16 protein-coding genes and 5 pseudogenes are annotated in these 14,439 nt (G+C 58.8%); 8 read left to right on the top strand and 13 right to left on the bottom strand.

Translation table 11 applies throughout. The features are described from left to right. Nucleotides 1-67: 67 nt before the first annotated feature. Nucleotides 68-718 (bottom strand): annotated as a pseudogene (locus ABMA59_RS32425) (TCP-1/cpn60 chaperonin family protein); the annotation flags it as partial. Between ABMA59_RS32425 and ABMA59_RS37400 the strand changes: the two are divergent. The 3 genes and pseudogenes from ABMA59_RS37400 to ABMA59_RS32440 form a co-directional block, all read left to right on the top strand. Next, a pseudogene (locus tag ABMA59_RS37400) lies at nt 672-857 on the top strand (hypothetical protein); the annotation flags it as partial. The pseudogenes ABMA59_RS32425 and ABMA59_RS37400 overlap by 47 nt on opposite strands. Nucleotides 858-886: 29 nt before the next feature. Further along, complete coding sequence (locus ABMA59_RS32435) at nt 887-1,246, top strand: phage terminase small subunit P27 family (protein ID WP_349009507.1); 360 nt, start codon at nt 887-889, stop codon at nt 1,244-1,246. 195 nt (nt 1,247-1,441) lie between these two features. Continuing rightward, the gene (locus tag ABMA59_RS32440) at nt 1,442-2,197 is read left to right on the top strand and encodes a DUF421 domain-containing protein (protein ID WP_349009508.1); all 756 of its coding nucleotides are present in this window, start codon (nt 1,442-1,444) and stop codon (nt 2,195-2,197) included. Here ABMA59_RS32440 and ABMA59_RS32445 read toward each other — a convergent pair. Next, complete coding sequence (locus ABMA59_RS32445) at nt 2,163-3,176, bottom strand: YihY/virulence factor BrkB family protein (RefSeq protein ID WP_349009509.1); 1,014 nt, start codon at nt 3,174-3,176, stop codon at nt 2,163-2,165. The two genes, ABMA59_RS32440 and ABMA59_RS32445, sit on opposite strands and share 35 nt — an antisense overlap. A gap of 581 nt (nt 3,177-3,757) precedes the next feature. Here ABMA59_RS32445 and ABMA59_RS32450 point away from each other — a divergent pair. Continuing rightward, nucleotides 3,758-4,555: a MipA/OmpV family protein gene (locus tag ABMA59_RS32450; protein WP_349009510.1), complete on the top strand. Its 798-nt coding sequence runs from the start codon at nt 3,758-3,760 to the stop codon at nt 4,553-4,555. A 228-nt stretch (nt 4,556-4,783) separates the two neighbouring features. Here ABMA59_RS32450 and ABMA59_RS32455 read toward each other — a convergent pair whose 3' ends face one another. The 8 genes from ABMA59_RS32455 to ABMA59_RS32490 form a co-directional block, all read right to left on the bottom strand. After that, nucleotides 4,784-4,948 carry a hypothetical protein gene (locus ABMA59_RS32455; RefSeq protein WP_349009511.1) on the bottom strand — a complete coding sequence of 55 codons (165 nt, stop codon included), beginning with the start codon at nt 4,946-4,948 and terminating at the stop codon, nt 4,784-4,786. Between the two features lie 1,159 nt (nt 4,949-6,107). Next, nucleotides 6,108-6,404: a DUF982 domain-containing protein gene (locus tag ABMA59_RS32460; RefSeq protein ID WP_349009512.1), complete on the bottom strand. Its 297-nt coding sequence runs from the start codon at nt 6,402-6,404 to the stop codon at nt 6,108-6,110. Nucleotides 6,405-6,476: 72 nt separating this feature from the next. Next, on the bottom strand, nt 6,477-6,941 hold the full coding sequence (locus tag ABMA59_RS32465) for a hypothetical protein (protein WP_349009513.1): 465 nt from the start codon (nt 6,939-6,941) through the stop codon (nt 6,477-6,479). An 81-nt stretch (nt 6,942-7,022) separates the two neighbouring features. Next, a complete protein-coding gene (locus ABMA59_RS32470; protein ID WP_349009514.1) occupies nt 7,023-7,508 on the bottom strand; it encodes an Hsp20 family protein in 486 nt (161 codons plus the stop codon). A gap of 205 nt (nt 7,509-7,713) precedes the next feature. Then, nucleotides 7,714-7,992: a hypothetical protein gene (locus ABMA59_RS32475; RefSeq protein WP_349009515.1), complete on the bottom strand. Its 279-nt coding sequence runs from the start codon at nt 7,990-7,992 to the stop codon at nt 7,714-7,716. After that, nucleotides 7,989-8,297 carry a hypothetical protein gene (locus ABMA59_RS32480; RefSeq protein WP_349009516.1) on the bottom strand — a complete coding sequence of 103 codons (309 nt, stop codon included), beginning with the start codon at nt 8,295-8,297 and terminating at the stop codon, nt 7,989-7,991. Before ABMA59_RS32480 ends, ABMA59_RS32475 begins: the two co-directional genes overlap by 4 nt. Before the next feature lie 28 nt (nt 8,298-8,325). Next, nucleotides 8,326-9,039, bottom strand: coding sequence for an SOS response-associated peptidase (locus tag ABMA59_RS32485; protein ID WP_349009517.1), 714 nt, complete (start codon nt 9,037-9,039; stop codon nt 8,326-8,328). Nucleotides 9,040-9,116: 77 nt separating this feature from the next. Next, nucleotides 9,117-10,091: a hypothetical protein gene (locus tag ABMA59_RS32490; protein WP_349009518.1), complete on the bottom strand. Its 975-nt coding sequence runs from the start codon at nt 10,089-10,091 to the stop codon at nt 9,117-9,119. Nucleotides 10,092-10,274: 183 nt separating this feature from the next. On the opposite strand from ABMA59_RS32490, the gene ABMA59_RS32495 reads away from it, so the two are divergent. Continuing rightward, nucleotides 10,275-10,577, top strand: a complete 303-nt coding sequence (locus ABMA59_RS32495; protein ID WP_349009519.1) for a DUF982 domain-containing protein — start codon at nt 10,275-10,277, stop codon at nt 10,575-10,577. Nucleotides 10,578-10,931: 354 nt separating this feature from the next. Then, nucleotides 10,932-12,515 carry a sensor histidine kinase gene (locus ABMA59_RS32500; RefSeq protein WP_349009520.1) on the top strand — a complete coding sequence of 528 codons (1,584 nt, stop codon included), beginning with the start codon at nt 10,932-10,934 and terminating at the stop codon, nt 12,513-12,515. Between the two features lie 101 nt (nt 12,516-12,616). Here the strand turns inward: ABMA59_RS32500 and ABMA59_RS32505 are convergent, their stop codons facing one another. Further along, entirely contained in the window at nt 12,617-12,763 is a 147-nt protein-coding gene (locus ABMA59_RS32505) for a site-specific integrase (protein ID WP_349009521.1), read from the bottom strand. A gap of 472 nt (nt 12,764-13,235) precedes the next feature. Between ABMA59_RS32505 and ABMA59_RS32510 the strand changes: the two genes are divergently transcribed. Further along, on the top strand, nt 13,236-13,679 hold the full coding sequence (locus ABMA59_RS32510) for a hypothetical protein (protein WP_349009522.1): 444 nt from the start codon (nt 13,236-13,238) through the stop codon (nt 13,677-13,679). A 156-nt stretch (nt 13,680-13,835) separates the two neighbouring features. After that, nucleotides 13,836-14,099: pseudogene (locus ABMA59_RS32515) on the top strand (transposase); the annotation flags it as partial. Nucleotides 14,100-14,151: 52 nt separating this feature from the next. On the opposite strand, the pseudogene ABMA59_RS37405 reads toward ABMA59_RS32515, so the two are convergent. Together ABMA59_RS37405 and ABMA59_RS32520 are read right to left on the bottom strand one after the other, a co-directional pair. Continuing rightward, nucleotides 14,152-14,238: pseudogene (locus ABMA59_RS37405) on the bottom strand (transposase); the annotation flags it as partial. 18 nt (nt 14,239-14,256) lie between these two features. Continuing rightward, nucleotides 14,257-14,439, bottom strand: a pseudogene (locus ABMA59_RS32520) (hypothetical protein); the annotation flags it as partial.

Below are 14,439 nucleotides of genomic sequence, written 5' to 3' on the forward strand. Positions count from 1 at the left end.
GCAGCCCTTCGACGCGCTCTTTTCGCTCAAGCCGACCCCGACCTTGCGGGTCTGGTTACTCAAGCCTGTAAAGATCGCCGAACTCATTGGTCTGGGCGTTCCAGCCCCAGCCGAACTCGCTTTTCTCGCGCAGCTTCCCGACGATGATCGAGCCCTCGGCGCCGGCATTCTCGGCGATCTGGCGAACCGGGGTTTCGATGGCGCGGCGCACGATCTCGACGCCGGTCTTCTGGTCGGGATTATCGACCTGCACCGCATCAAGAGCCTTGGCGGCCCTCAGCAGTGCGACGCCGCCACCCGGCAGAACCCCTTCCTCGACCGCAGCGCGCGTTGCATGCAGCGCGTCGTCGACGCGATCCTTGCGTTCCTTAACCTCGACCTCGGTCGAGCCGCCGACGCGGATCACAGCGACAACGCCGGCGAGCTTCGCCAACCGCTCCTGCAGCTTCTCGCGGTCGTAGTCTGAGGTGGTCTCCTCGATCTGGGCCTTGATCTGGGCGACCCGGCCCTGGATTTCCTCCTTGCGGCCGACACCGTCGACGATGGTGGTGTTCTCCTTCTCAACTACCTTCTTGGCCCGGCCGAGCAACTGCAGTGTCACATTCTCAAGCTTGATGCCGAGATCTTCCGAGATCGCCGTGCCGCCGGTGAGGATGGCGATGTCCTCCAGCATGGCCTTGCGGCGGTCGCCAAAGCCCGGCGCCTTGACGGCAGCGACCACGGTACTGGCACGCACTCTCGCCACCGAGGGTGTTCGCACGCCGCGCCAGCGTTTGATCGACAAGGGTTTCCTCTACAAGCTGCTCAACCGGGTGTACATCGGCGAGGCCGTGCACAAGGGCAGCAGCTATCCCGGTGAACATGAGGCAATCATCAGCCGGGCATTGTGGGACAAGGTCCATTCCATCCTGCAGGAGAGCCCGCGCAAGCGCGCCAGCAACACCCGGGCTCAGACCCCTGCCCTGCTCAAGGGTTTGCCGCGAGCCTGCATCTGCGCGGCATCATCGGAGACAACGACCGTGCCGTCCTTGCGGCCTACTGCCAGGCCTATGGCCGTTGGGTGGGAGCCGAGCGCAAGCTTGCCGAGACGCCGCTGTTGATCACGCTGCCCTCCGGCTACATCCAGCAGTCGCCTTGGCCGGCGATCGCCACCAAGCAACTGGAGATCATGCACAAATATGCAGCCGAACTCGGCCTCTCGCCTGTCTCGCGCAGCCGCGTCACCAAGCTGCGCTCACACGAGTAGAAGCCTTGGGAGTTCGGGACCCGGCCCGCCGATGCGTATTTGAAGCCGCGGTCTTGAGCGCTGATTGGGCTGGAATGGCTGCGGTACGTCGTTTCGTAGACCTCGGAGCGCTATCCATCGCTATCCCGGATAAGCTAAGTCTAGGCTCGGCCAAAAACACGTGGCGCCAGGCACCGGGGCTCGAAAGGTGAACGTATGGATGATCCGGTTGCGGCGTTCGATCTCCCGCGAATGTTGTTTGGAAACGAGCCCCCGCTTTTTCTTGCGGAGATCGCCGTCCGCACGATCATCATCTACGGCTACACGCTCGTTTTAATCCGTTGGATTGGCAGCAGGTCGATCGCTCAGTTATCGCTCGTCGAATTTCTGCTGGTCATCGCGCTCGGCTCCGCGGTCGGCGACGCCATGTTTTATCCAGACGTGCCCCTCGTCCACTGCATGGTGGTGATCACTGTGGTGATACTCCTCGACAAGGCTCTCAGCTACATCCTCGCACGCAATCCCCGGCTGGAGGACGTGATCGAGGGCAAAAGCATCGAGATCATTCGCGACGGTATCATCAACTGCGAAGCCCTTGAGATCTCAAATTTTGCGCACGACGAGCTGTTTGAGCAACTGCGTTTGAAAGATGTCGAGCATCTTGGGCAGGTCCGAGCCGCCTATCTGGAAACAAATGGCTCGCTGTCGGCCTTTAAATTCGCGCCACACGAACACCGACCAGGGCTGTCGATCGATCCGCCCTGGGACGTGCGAGAACCACGAAAAGTCAAAGCTGGGACAGTTGCACCAACCGGGGAAATGTTTGCGTGCGAGCGATGCGCTAACGTGAGCGCGACGGTTCGCGACAACGTCTTACCTGGTTGTCCAGTCTGCGGCGGAACGACCTGGCACTTGGCGCATCCAACGAAGAGTCCGGCTATTGGGGACCGGTCCGATCGAAACGCTTCGTAATGGCTATTGCCGTCGTCAGCGCCGAGACAAATGCGATCAGCGTAACGGTGAGAAAGGGGCTACTGTTTGCACTGACCGGCGGCTGGGGAGGAATTGGATCGTCGGCGATCGAAGTCGTGATGTGCTTCAGGTCTGGCCTGGTCCCGAAGCTCGTGGCGTAGGCGCGAGTGAGTTCTGCGCCGAGAAGAAAAATCGAGGATGAGTAGAACACCCACAAGAGCAAAACAATCAAGCTGCCTGCCGCACCGTAGGACGAGGCCACTGCGCTCGTTCCGAGATACCATCCGATCAAGGACTTCCCAATGGTGAAGAGAACGGCCGTCGTCACCGCGCCGAAACGGACGTCTCTCCATGCCAGCGAACGATCAGGCAGAACTTTGTAGATCCCAGCAAAGAGCAATGCCACGAGTGACAGTGACACGATGGTGTTGACGAACGAAAGGATGACTTCGCCGAACGGCAGGCGCGAATTGATGAAGCCCCCGAGCCCCGAAATTGCAGCGCTCGCAGCGAGCGATACCAGCAGCAGAAATCCCAGCGACGCGACCAGTCCCAGGCTTGCGGCTCTGGCTCTCACTAGCCCGGACAGGCTTGTGGAAGTGGGCTCGACCTTCCAAATCTGATTAAGCGAAGACTGCATTTCCCCAAATACGCCAGATGCGCTCGCGATAAGAGTGATAAGCGCAACTGAGGCGGCAATTACTCCGCTGGTGCTGTTGGAAGCCCCCTCGATGATCGACTTGAGCAAGTCGGCACCCTGCGGACCCAGGAGACCGGTCAACTGCGCAGTTACCGCTAGTTGGGCAGCATCTCGCCCTACCGCAAGGCCGGCAACGGCAATTACGATGAGCAGAATGGGCGCAAGCGATGTGGCTGCATAGAACGCCATGGCCGCAGCATGGGTTAGCGCATTGTCGTTGATGAAGCCAACGACTGCGGTTCTCACGAGAGTCCAGACGCGACCGAGAACGAGTTTCATATGCGGCGCTTCCCTCAACCACGTTCCGGAACCGCAAAATCGCGATCTCCAAGAAAGTTGCCTGGCGGTCAGATTGTTCCTCGACGTCTTTGGCCCCGAGCACGACCACGACAAGTAGGTCAGAAGGCGACGGTCCGAGGGGAATGCCGCTGCGCGCGGGGGTCAGAGGGTGGCGCCCGGCCACTCCAGGCTCTTTCCGTCATACCTGAGCCTCGGCTCATAGCGATCGGAAGGGAAGCACATTTGACTGGCCAGTTGCCGGCGCGGCGATATCTTGTGTGCGAACTCATCCGGAATAGGATTTTGATGACCGTCTTCTCGGTGCGGCATTCGACGTCCCATTCATCGTGCGGGATTGCCTTTAGCCGAGATATCTCTCCTTGCCCGCACCAATAACGGTCGTCAGCGGGCCAGGCGCTCGAATGTGGTGACAGACGCTGAAACGAGGGGTTCGGTGATAATAAGGACACAGCGACTGGCCCATGTCCTGGTCGCCTCGCCTTTCCAACCCTCCAAAGGTTGCGGCCGCTCTCCCAATGACACACTGCTAACAAACGCCTTTGCAGCGTCCGAGGTATCCAATGACCCTTCGTCTCCCCATCGCCGCATTCGCGACTTTGCTCGCAACCCAAGTTTGGTCGGCTGACTATGCCGACGATTCCGGCGCACAGAACGATATCGATCTTATTATTGAGCTTGGGTTTGGTGGCAGGGTGCAGCCTGAATATGAGGGGTCATCCGACTACGAGGTCTCCGCGTTTCCAATCATCGGAGTGGGGTACCTGAGCATTCCAGGCCTTTTTACCATCGGAAGCCTAACTCCCGAACGCGGGGGCTTATCGTTCGGCCCCTCCTTCAATTACACGTCGGATCGTGACTTCGATGGTGATTCAGACCTGTCCGGTCTGGACGATGTCGACGCAACTTTTGAGGCTGGGCTAAGGGCCAGCTATGAGTGGGCAAACGCGGAAGTATGGGGTGAAGCCCGTTATGCCTTTGGTGGGGCGGAGGGCGTGGTCGGGGAGTTTGGCGTCAACGCCGTTGCGCGTCCGACTAATGAGTTGGAATTGAAGATTGGTCCCTTCGCAACCGCTGCTTCGAGCGACTATATGGATGGCTACTTCGGCGTTTCGACGGTTGAGTCAGCCAATACCGGCTTCCGGGTCGCTGCATTCGAGCCGGATGGCGGTTTCAAGAGTTTCGGTCTTAGGGGGACCGCCAAGTATGAGTTCCGGCCAACATGGTTCCTCAATGCGGAGGCCTCGTATAGCAAACTGGTCGGCGACGCAGCCGACTCTCCAATCGTGAAATTCGGCGATGAGAACCAGTTTATGTTCGGGCTGGGAATCTCAAAGAAATTGACCCTGGACCTGTTCTAACCGCCGGCTCAAATATTGGCCTGGTCGCGCCGGCGCTTGTTGATTGGCCACTATGCCCCCGAGGGGACGATGCTGGCAGTCGTCAACGGCTCTTGTTATCTCCTGACAAAGGGAGTCGCGAAAGCTGGAAGGTGAATCATCGGAAGGCCGGTTACAGCCTCAGCTAGCGCCATTTTTTAGGTTCGCTATTGCGTTTATTGAACCTAATCTTGCCCACAGAGTGCACGTCTAACTCGCCGCCCGCGCCATCGCCCGCATAATAGCCAAGTCGGCTTCCAACTTGGCGTTCTCCTCCAGCGCCCGCCGCTGCGCCCACAGAAGCGTCCGCGTAGCCCGCTCGATATCGTCGAAGTTCCAGCCCGCCCGCTGCGCTCGCTCAATCAGCGCCTTCATCTCCTCTTCCAGAGCCTCCTGGCAATCAATATGCGTGTCTGGGTAAGAATTCGGACGCTTCGGCGGTTTGTCTACCATAGCCGCAGAATCTCAGCAGCACGCGTAACGCGCAATCCGGGGCCGCAGAGGAACCCAGCGCCGTTTCCGTAGTTAGAAGCGGTCGCAGTTCTTCAAGCCACTTTCTGCGACGGCGGCACCGCAAGCCGCAAAAGAGCCCGTCGCGTTAAACCCCAGCGCGGCGGGCTTCTATTGAGGAAACTGAATCACTTCGGCTCCCCGGGGCGGCCCGGTTGTTACTTCGTGCAGCTATTTTCTAACTCGTAGGAACCGTCTTCGCTTCACAGAAGTTTCGGAAGTCGAACGAAGCGCGCCTGCCGAAGGCAGGAAGGCGAACCCACAGCAAGGCAAAGGGCAATGATATTGGTTCTGATTGTGGTTGGGGTGATTGGGCTCGGCTACGTCGCATATGTGTTTGGACGCGCAGCATGGGCAGGAGGGCGCAATGGCGAATGGCAGGCTGCAATCGGATGCACATTGCTCTCCGCATCTTGCTTCACTCTGATCGCCCTGGCTGCCATTTTGACGCCTACCGTAAGCCAACCGACGTGTTCCATCGTCCAGGACGGGAGTGCAAATTCGGGCGATTGCTGACGAATTGCGTCCGAGGCCAGAAAAAGGCGCGGAAGCTCTGCCAATGGGCATAGGCGAGGCCAGCGTCACGAATGGCGGCTCAATCAGAAATCCCGCCGGCGAAGAACTTGTAGAGGCCATAGAGCATCAGCAGCAGGCCTCCTGCCGTCACCCACCCGCCATCGAGAAGACTCGTGCCCAGTAGGGTGTACTCGCGATATGCGAGGCCATTGGCCAAGATATGGGCTGTCGCGGCTACGGCAGCCCCCACGAACGCAAGCCGGAATGCCGCACGCCGCGTCATTGCGACTGAGGTACGAGGAGCGCGTGCCCGGCCATCGCTAGTGCGCCAAGGTTGCCAATATAGCGATCACCCCTGCGATCAACGCACCCCACATAATGTAAGCGAGCGCAATTCTTGCATTTCGCCCAAAGTCTGGATCGGGCCGATTTCCTGCTGGGCTTAAGAGCATCGCGAATACCTCTTAGACCGCTGAGAATGACGCAGCGTGCAAGCAGTTGCAGTCGTTCACGCCATTGTTATCGTGACCGGGTCCGGGGACTTTTGAATGGCTGCACCATCCTCAAGGATGCCTGACATCTTGGCGAAGCCCTCTATCGCGGTTCGGGCGGCAGAGATGGGCACGAGGCCGTCGTGTGCGCGGCGGCACACGCGCAGAGCTACTTCGGAGGCCGTATCCCTCAGCTCGGGTGGCCATTCCTCCAGGAACTCAATTGCGTCGGCAGCATCTCGTATTTCACGCACGACGCCTGGGCCATCCGCCAGGTAGACCGGTCGATCGAAGTATCGGTTGATTTCGAGCATTACTTCCTCCGTTGGGAATCCTTCGGTGAGAGCGTGGCCGTACCCAACGACCACGCTGGCACGATCAAGTGCTTAAGCCAAAACTGGCTCCGGGACGGCGAACGCAGCGCCTCCGCCGCTTTTCGGTCGGGTGGCAGCGATAGCCGGACAAGGCGGTGGATCGTCATCATCATCGGGCCGGCGGCCGTACCGGGAGAACTTCCTCAAGTCCCAGGTCCGGCGACGCTTGAACGACCGCTGCCATAGCGGGACGCCACTCCCGCCCGCGGATCCCAGGTCGACGCGTTCATCCAGCGCCTTGAGGGCACGAAGGATGTCATCGACTTTAATGATTGAACCGTCTGGGAGCTGGCGAAGCGAAGGCACGTGGGGAACGGCGTGCATATCGGACGCCCAGGATGCCAGCACTGTACGTTTCTCCTCGCGAGTTAGGTGGCGGCTATTCAGAACGTCGTCCGGCTGGCCGAACACGTCCGAAGCGAGGGCCGGCTGTTCGTGTTGGCGATAGGTGTCGGGAAAACTGTGTAAGTCGGTCATCTCCATTCTCCGCAATCTGTAGCCTCCCGGATTCCACCGGGAGGCGGACCGCAGCGTTAAGGTGAGTTATGGCCGGCCGGGTCAGGCCGCTTTGCGCGGTTGCCTGGTGTCCTGACTGATCTGCTCGGTCTTGCCAGTGACAACCGAGGCGGCGCCCGCAGCCGACGTGATCGCGATGCGGCGTGGCTTCAGTTCCTCGGGGATTTCGCGTGCGAGGTCGATCGTGAGCAGGCCGTTGTCCAGGGAGGCTGTCGCAACCTTCACATGATCAGCGAGCTTGAACGCCTGTTTGAAGTTGCCGATAGCCAAGCCACGGTGCAGAACCTCCCGGTCACTCTCGTCCGGCTTTTTCTGACCGGTCACCGTCAGTTCGGGGCCGTGCTGAGTCAGCTCAACTTCATCTGGGCTGAAGCCGGCGACCGCCATGATGATGCGGTACTCGTTTTCGCTCTTCTTTTCGATATCGTAGGGCGGCCAATCGGTCCGCGTGCTGTTTTCAAGCATGTCGAAAAGACGGTCGAAGCCGACCGTCGAACGGAAAAGGGGGGCGTATTCAGGGCTTCTCATAGCCATATCCTCCGTAAAGCAACATGGGTTACAAGAAGCGTCGCAGCGTCTCCTGCGACGCCATTTTTGCCGAGCCGTAGCCTCGACGAAAATGAGTTAGAAACCGCCAAAAAGAGCTTCAAGAGGAAGCACGAAATAAATTTTGCGTCTAGAAACGCCGCGAAAAATAGGCTCCAACAATTCGGCTTACCAATAGGGGGCAGGTCTATCTCGCCACCCGCGCCATCGCCCGCATGATCGCCAAGTCGGCTTCCAACTTGGCGTTCTCTTCCATCGCCCGCCGCTGCGCCCAAAGTAGTGTGCGCGTCGCACGGGCGATGTCGTGGAAATTCCAGCCGGCGTATTGGGCTCGCTCGAAGAACGCTTGCAGTTCAATCTCCAGCGCCTCCTGACAATCGATGTTGCGATCAGGATATGAGTGCGGGCGCTTGGGAGGCTTCGCTACCATAAGACGAAGGTGGCCTGATCCCTGGATGTCGATCAATCGCCGAATAGGTCGCCTTGGCTATCGTCTTTCACGTCATAATAGTCGGGCGAACGCCGCGTGAGGTATTCATCTTCGAACGTCTGCCAGCGGTAATGCCACTCCTCGACCAACGGCCTCACGCGCTCCTCGAATAGGAGGTATTCATCATAGGATAGGTCGTCGAGCGGCGTGTCTCTCAGCTTCGCGACAACCGCATCTTCCGGCCGGTCGTCATTGAACTTGCCTTGGTCGACGAGCGCCCAAAGGTATTCCAGGAAGCTGTTCTGGAAATGGTTTTCGCCCGGCATCTCTTCGATGTTCACGCTGAGGCTCCTCCTCGATCGGGGCCTGTCATAGGGGATTAAGCGGTTCAGACATGAATTCGATCCTCTGGATCATGTGCGGGCTATCGTTTCGCTGCCTCTCCTTCGTGGACGCGTTCACGTCCCGGCTGACACGGTGGAACTGTAGCTTCCCGTCGATGTCGTGAGAGAGGATGTCTGTCAGATCGCTCACCGGCGTCGCAGGGTCAAGCCAGGCGTCATAGTAGGCCGGGTCGAGGATCACAGGCTGGCGGTCATGCAACTCCGACATTGGCTTAGCCGCTGGTTCGGTAATGATCGTGCAACTCGTGACGTCCAGCTTGTCATTTCGCGCCCACAGGGCTGCAAAGCTGAACGGCTTCGTGCCCGGCATCGAAATGAACCATGGGTCTTTGCCGCCATCGGCCGGGCTCTTCGTCCATTCATAGAAGCCGTCTGCCGGAATCAGGCACCGCTTCGACTTGAAGGCATCCTTGAAGGCGCCAGAGGTCGCGACGGTCTCGATCCTGGCATTGAACATTGCCGCCTTGGGCATCTCCTTCGCCCACCATGGAACGAGCCACCAACGGCCCTCTTTGAGGCTGTGATTGCCTTCCTCGCCGGCCGTGACAAAGAAGACGTTCTGTGTCGGCGCGATGTTGTAGCGCGGTTCGTCATTCCGCTGCTTCTCGGCGTCGAGAGTGAGACGGTAAAGCCGGTGAACTTCCGACCATGGTAGAAAGCGCGTAAATCGACCGCACATCGCAAGGATTTCCAGCCTATCGTCGTCGCATAGTTGCCGCGCACGCCGGGGCCGTCAACTGGATCAAGGGTGGCGTGTCAGTCTTTCACGCCCGTCCATGGCCGAGTTTCCTTTCCCTCGAAAAGATGAGCGGACGACATTACCGGAAGCTGGTCGGGAGAGTCAGATGTTGCCGCTTCCAGCGCGTCGATCGCCGCAAAGACACCCCTGACGGCAGCGTCGACCTTCTCGGGATCATTTAGCGCAGGCCCATACAGGGCGTTGTAGGGAGCCGTGACACTTTTGGCCAACTCCTGCCGCCGGAAGCCATTCTCGATACTGGATGCCACAGCGCACGCAAGTCCGAACAGATTCGAATCTTCGGGAACAGTTCTGTCGACAAGCTCTCGCATCATCGCGAGCGCACGGCTGCGGGTGGCGAGTTGAATTTCCGGCTCTAGCAGAAGCGCCAGATTGGCGCCACCTGAGCGTTTCGTTTCGCGCCAGTCCGGAAAGACTGCCTGGAATGCGGCAGCACTGGCCTCATTCCAAACGCTGCAACCATGTTCCAGTTCTTCGGAGGGCGCCTCATCATCAGGGAAGCCAGCATCGTCCCAGCTTTCGACTGCCCACTGACCGTCCGCCGCCTGTTCTGGAGAAATGCCTTCCCGAACGAAAACTTCCAAGGCAGCCTCGACACCTCGGCGAAGTTCCTCCTGTGACGCGCCCGCTACCGAAATGACGAAGTCCACCAAGCTCTTCCGCTTCTCCGAAAAAGGAGGATGGACGACCGTCAATTTCGATCCCTTGGGGATATCGGAACCAACGCCCAGAGCTGCGACGAATGCGGAAATCTCGGCGTCATTCCATGCCTGAGCGGCGTCCAACTCGTCTTTCGCCCATTCGTCGTCAGCAAGTTTTTCCAGGTCGAGGCCGTCGAGCATGCGCACCGCGTTTTCGGCCGTCACCGGATGGACACCGACAGCGTTGAAATGATCAGCGGCGGCTTGGAGGCCGGCCTGTATGCTCGCCTCCGGCACGCCGGGGATTGTCAAACAAAGGGTGATTGTCATCGGGTTTGCTCCTACCAGAGCCCTCACGCCCATAGTGAACGAAATGAGAACAAAAGAGTCAAGATCCTTGAAACGTACGAGATGGCGGCGTCTTTGGCGGGGAGGAACTTTCGCCGGCCGTCTGCGTTTTCGTCGGCCACTGCGAGGTCTGTTCAGCCTCTCAATTCAAGAAACGAGGACAAGATGCACAACACGCTGCTGTTCGCACCCGTCGCGATCACGACCGGACTTGGAGAGAAGACTGAGATTTCCTCCCTGTCCGAAATGCTCGATTTCCTAAACGATTGGGCGCCGGCGATGCGGCGGTTGTCCTACGGGGCAGCGGTGAAAGCTTGTGAAGCCGCGCGATCCGGACAGTGCTCGCCGAAGGCAGCGCGTGAGGCGTTCGTGGCCTTTGCCACGGGGGCCGGCATCCTGTGTCGGGCCGAGACACAAATCATATCGGTGAAACCGGTCGCCCACGGCTTCGGAGGCTTTGCAATCTAGGGTGGCCTCGAATACGGCCCCTCCGCGGAGAAGCGCCAGCGGAATCAGCAAGGGCGCAATAGGCGCCGCGACTGCTCGTCCCGCTTCCAGGCGCCGCTTGCGCGCCGTCTCTCCGATCTCGTTTCGGGTAGATTGATGGCACGGAGAGCGCCTCGTCGCGATCCCGTCTCAATAAAATTAGGCTCCGCTAAAGAAATTTACTGAAACCCTATCGGGAAGCACGATGCAGGGTACCGAGCTTCCTTCCTTGCTAATTATATGGGAAGTCTCACCATTGGCGGCTATTGACCGCGTCGATGCCGCGCCGCCATTGGTTACCAAGATCGATCTGATCTCGGCGGACAGGGGAATGCAGTGGCGCCGCCTTTAACCACGGAAACGTTTTCAAGAAGCTTTACGCTCAGAGCGGCTGCAACCTTAATTGCAGTCATGTTCGTTTTCTTTACTTTTATCCTGGGCATCGCAGTTTTTCGTGAGTGGCGTGGAGCCGAAACTCAGGCAGAGCAGCGGGCGCTGTCAGCTTCTCTCGTAGTTTCCACAAACGTGAGGTGGCTGACGCAGCTTTCCCAGCAATCCTTGCAGCGGATTGATGAAGCGCTTGGATCGGATCTTGACCAGAATGCGGGCTCGACAGCCAGCCTCGTGCGAGACGCGGTACGCGCACTTCCAGGGAACGTTAAATCCTATGTGGTAAGCGCCGATGGCCGAACTCTGTTTTCAACCGATCCAAGCGTGAAACCCATCGACGTGCGAGACCGGGAATATTTTGCCGAGCCTGCGAAAGGTCAACTGTGGTATTTCTCGCCCTTATTGGTCAGCCGGCTGGACGGCGCGCAAATATTTGTCATCAGCAAACGCCTTGAGCGACGCGGCGAATTCGCAGGCGTGGCAATAATCTCCTTCGACGTTGCGTTGTTCCAGGAAATCTGGGAATCGCTGGATTTCGACGACGGGTCGACTGTCGGATTATTTCGGAAAGATGGCCAGTTGGTTGCCAGATATCCGTTGGCGCCTGGCCCGCTAGACCTCTCCAAATATGTGTTGTTCACGGATTATCTAAAGAAGTCAGACCTGGGAAACTACCGTACCATATCACCGGCTGACGGCGTTGACAGGTTTGTTGCCTACCGGCGCATACCCGGAACTGAATATGTCGCTCTTGCCTCGCTCAGTGCCCAAGGTGCGCTCGCACCGTTTTGGCGCACCACGATAACGACATTGTTTTTCGCGGTGCCAACAGCATTAATGCTCCTAGGCGCAAGCATCTGGATTGTGACATTGTTGCACAAGGATCAGGCCCGGAGCTTACAGCTCACACAAGCGTTAGGGTTAAACGAGTTGCTCGTAAAAGACACGCACCATCGTGTCAAAAACAACTTGCAGTCAATCATGTCAATGATCCGGATGCATGCCTTGCCTGAGGAGCTGAAAGGCGACCTGCAAAACCGGATTGCGGCCATGTCGGCAGTCCACGAGCATCTCTACCGTCTCGACCAATTCTCGGATGTGAACGCCAAGTCGCTAATTCCAGCAGTCATTGAACCGCTCCAGAAAACCATGACCACGCGCATAATTCATACGGGGTACGATATCGAGGATTTTTACTTGACGCATGAGGCAGCCACACCGCTTGCACTCTTACTAAACGAGGTCGTCACCAACTCTCTCAAGTATGGAATGCCGGCAGAGGGTGAAGCACGATTAGACGTGTCGTTTACACGCTCTGCCGACGGCGTGCCGAAACTCCAGATTGCCGATAACGGCCCTGGCTTTGATCCTCTCCTTCCATCAACGGGCCTTGGTGCCCGCTTCATTCGTGCTCTGGTCACCCAGCTTGGAGGCACGTTTCACTACAGCTTCGAGAACGGCACCTTCTTTGAGGCACGCCTCGCCCGCGACGTTGTGAAGTCCCTACTCGCCTCGCGGGAGGTCGTTTGACGGCCAAAACATGTAAGCGGCCATACTCTTACAGAACTCCCGCACCCGCGTGGTCCTGAACCGCTCCGCCCTGCGGATGTACTTCCGCACGGTGCGAGGGTCTACGTGAGGGTCTGATCCATTATTCTGTTCAGATCCGCCCCGCGCTCGGCTGCGCTGGTGACGAAGTCAACCCGCAAGCTGTGGCCTGAAAACTCTTCGGCTTCGAGCCCGGCGCGCTCGGCATACCCCTTGATGATTTTCGCCACTGCCCAGCCTGTCAGGAGCTCGCGGGAAACGGCGCTGCCCTTGTTGACCGGGCGGAACAGCGGGCCTTCGGTGATGCCGGCAGCGTCCAGCTATGCCCTCACGGCGGCGACGGGCCGCGGGCCTTCGCAGGTGGGAAGTTCGGAGCGACGGAACGCGCCGGCCATGCCGAGCAGGATCAGCGCACGGTCGCGCTTCCCCTGCATCGTGTGCGCGGAATGGGCCAGCATCGCCGAAACCCGTTCTGCGGTCGCGGGCTGCTTCTGGACGGCGCCGCACCGATCGTGCGGCGAATGCCCTCGCTCTTGTGAAGATGGCTGACGTCAGCGGGAGGTGGAACAAAGCACGACTTAGGTCAATTGTGCTGGTGACCCCAATGAGTCGACGCGATCAGGGCCGCGAATACGGAAGACGATGGTGAGGTATTTGGTTCTTGGAATTGGGTTAGCGAGTGTTGCCGGGGCGGCGATGTTTATGGCTGCGTCGACTGGGCCATCGCTAGCGCAGGAATGGACCGCTTTCGGCATCCGGAAAGCCGGGATCGTCTTCGCAGTGCCTCCAAGCTTCTCACTTGATCGTATCGCTGAAGACGGCCAGTCTGCGACCTTTCTCGGTCCACAAGAAGCGAGCCTTGTCGTTCGCGGCGACCACTTTTTGGGCGGCAACTTCAAACAGCGCGTCGAGGCACTGATAGCTGATGACGGGCGGCATGGTTGGAAAGTCACCTATCGCCGGCTCACCGATTCTTGGGCGAGCTACTCGGGCATCAAAGGTGGGATGATACGTTACGTGCGGGTCATTGTGACTTGCGACGATAGCGTTGGGGTCTTTGCGATGGATTATAGCCAAACCCAAAAGTTGCCCTACGACCCGGTCGTCTTCAGGATGGTGAAATCATTAGCCTCGGAAGGTTGTTAGTTTATCCGTCACCCTGGGTTAGCAACGCAGCGGGAGAAGAGCCAGTGTAGGAAGACATGTCACCAGCTAGTCGGGTTGCGATGTGAACTGGCCCCCATTTCGACCGGACAGTCGGCATAACGCGGGAGGCTTGAGGCTATCCTCAAGCACAGGCTTATGGCCGACGATTATCGACGGATCGAACTGATCACTGGTGAGGCGCGTCGCCGACACTGGTCGACCGAATAGAAGCTTCAGATCATCGAGGAGAGCTTCCTCCCGGGCGAGACGGTGTCGTCGGTCGCCCGGAGACGTGGCGTTGCTCCGAATCTCCTTTATCGTTGGCGTCGTCTTTTGACGGAAGGCGGAGCGGCAGCGGTGGGATCGGACGAGCCTGTGGTCGGCAGTTCCGAAGTGCGACGGCTCGAGGAGCGATCTCGACCGGGACCAACTGCGATGACCCGCCATCGACCCGATCACACAGGTCCTTGCGCCATCGGAAGAGCTGGCTGACGTGAATGCCCGCCGATCGCGCGACTTCCGATACCGACACGCCAGCCTCAAGCGACGCCGCGACCAGACTATCGTAAGCGCCCGGTTATGACCCGGGCTCTTGTGGGCTGCCGTTTTGGCTGTCGCCGCGATTGGCTTTGTGCTCGCGGATGAAGTCGATCAGACTTTCGAGTCCGAAGTCTGTGAAGGCGGGGATCTGCTGTTCGTCGGGCCCGTAGACCCAGAGGCAGCCGTCCTCCGGTTCCATGTCGATATAGACCTCCCACAG

It is taken from the genome of Mesorhizobium yinganensis (assembly GCF_040081985.1).
Lineage (GTDB): Bacteria > Pseudomonadota > Alphaproteobacteria > Rhizobiales > Rhizobiaceae > Kumtagia > Kumtagia yinganensis.

Bases quoted from the DNA above. Each gene is read 5' to 3' on its own strand.
- ABMA59_RS32440 (WP_349009508.1), top strand. From the start codon at position 1,442: ATGGATGATCCGGTTGCGGCGTTCGATCTCCCGCGAATGTTGTTTGGA.
- ABMA59_RS32445 (WP_349009509.1), bottom strand. From the start codon at position 3,176: ATGAAACTCGTTCTCGGTCGCGTCTGGACTCTCGTGAGAACCGCAGTC.
- ABMA59_RS32450 (WP_349009510.1), top strand. From the start codon at position 3,758: ATGACCCTTCGTCTCCCCATCGCCGCATTCGCGACTTTGCTCGCAACC.
- ABMA59_RS32455 (WP_349009511.1), bottom strand. From the start codon at position 4,948: ATGAAGGCGCTGATTGAGCGAGCGCAGCGGGCGGGCTGGAACTTCGAC.
- ABMA59_RS32460 (WP_349009512.1), bottom strand. From the start codon at position 6,404: ATGCTCGAAATCAACCGATACTTCGATCGACCGGTCTACCTGGCGGAT.
- ABMA59_RS32465 (WP_349009513.1), bottom strand. From the start codon at position 6,941: ATGACCGACTTACACAGTTTTCCCGACACCTATCGCCAACACGAACAG.
- ABMA59_RS32470 (WP_349009514.1), bottom strand. From the start codon at position 7,508: ATGAGAAGCCCTGAATACGCCCCCCTTTTCCGTTCGACGGTCGGCTTC.
- ABMA59_RS32485 (WP_349009517.1), bottom strand. From the start codon at position 9,039: ATGTGCGGTCGATTTACGCGCTTTCTACCATGGTCGGAAGTTCACCGG.
- ABMA59_RS32490 (WP_349009518.1), bottom strand. From the start codon at position 10,091: ATGACAATCACCCTTTGTTTGACAATCCCCGGCGTGCCGGAGGCGAGC.
- ABMA59_RS32495 (WP_349009519.1), top strand. From the start codon at position 10,275: ATGCACAACACGCTGCTGTTCGCACCCGTCGCGATCACGACCGGACTT.
- ABMA59_RS32510 (WP_349009522.1), top strand. From the start codon at position 13,236: ATGGCTGCGTCGACTGGGCCATCGCTAGCGCAGGAATGGACCGCTTTC.